Here is an 860-nt window from a genome sequence, read left to right on the forward strand (position 1 = left end):
GGCTCGATCACCTCGCGGCGAAATCGCTCGAGAATCGGCCGCAGCTCCGCCAGATCGCCGGTCGGCGGGGAGATCGTCATCCGGTCGACGCCCGCGCGCTGATAGCCCTGGCGACTTCCGGTTCGAGCGTCCCCACGCAGGTGACTTCGATTCCGCCGGGATCGCGACCGTGCTCGCGCGCGGTCGCGGCAACCACTCCAAGGAGCCGTGCCAGCTCCTCGCCACTGACGCCGAGAGGATAGAACCCATCTCCAAGCCGCCCTGCCCTCCGGGCCGCCCCCACGCTATGTCCACCGATGTGGATCGGCACGCCGCCCGCCTGTGCGGGCTTCGGCCGGCTGACGACGTCGTCGAAGCGAACCGTTTCGCCTGCAAAACTGGAACGCGGCGAACTCCACAGGGCGCGCATCGCCTCGATGTACTCGTCGGTCCGTCGACCACGATCCTCGAACCGGACTCCGACAGCCTCCGCCTCCTCGCGAACCCAACCAACGCCCACCCCCAGCAACATCCGTCCGCCTGAAAGACGATCGAGACTGGCGAGCGCCTTGGCCAGTACCACGGGATTGCGTTGCGGCAGGATCAGGATGCCCGTTGCCAGGCGTAGCTTCCGGGTAGCGGCGGCAACGTAGGCAAGCCAGATCAGCGGGTCCGGCTGCACGACGTCTTCGTGAAAAGGCGACCGGCCGCTTCGATCGTACGGGTAACGCGATCTGTAGGCCGGACACATCACCACGTGATCGACCACCCAGACCGATTCGAAGCCCATCTCCTCGGCGAGCTGCCCGAAGCTCGCCGCATAGGCCCCGTCTTCGACGGGCGCCATCATGTACGGAGCCATGATCCCGAACTTCACAACA

Annotated in this window: 1 pseudogene; it reads right to left on the reverse strand. The window is 66.4% G+C overall.

The features are described from left to right. Positions 1–829 (reverse strand): annotated as a pseudogene (locus GY937_12275) (LLM class F420-dependent oxidoreductase). Between the last annotated feature and the right edge of the window lie 31 nt (positions 830–860).

It is taken from the genome of bacterium, from assembly GCA_024228115.1.
Taxonomy (GTDB): domain Bacteria; phylum Myxococcota_A; class UBA9160; order UBA9160; family UBA6930.